This is a genomic window from Rhizobium sp. SVR5-2C, assembly GCF_056755115.1.
In genome coordinates, this window is sequence record NZ_JBNDHT010000515.1 from 1 (window position 1) to 246 (window position 246).

Sequence of the window (246 nt, forward strand, 5' to 3'; positions counted from 1 at the left end):
TCATCACCCAGCGGCAGCAGCGCACGCTGCGGCTCGTCGTCCAGCGCGGCGGCCTGACGCTCGGCAAGCTGCACGACACGCTCGGCACCGACCGCGTGCGCGTGAAGCGATTCATCGTCCAGCAGTCGGACGACGATCCGGACACGGACGACATCTCGGTGTCGTTCTCGCGCACCAGCGGCGCGGAATTTGCGGCGATCTGCGCGGCGCTGCAAAACCTCGCCGGCGTACGGACCTGTCGCCCCG

At 69.5% G+C, this 246-nt stretch carries 1 pseudogene; it reads left to right on the forward strand.

From position 1 onward, the window contains the following. Positions 1 to 246, forward strand: a pseudogene (locus tag ACPYOI_RS36730) (hypothetical protein); the annotation flags it as partial.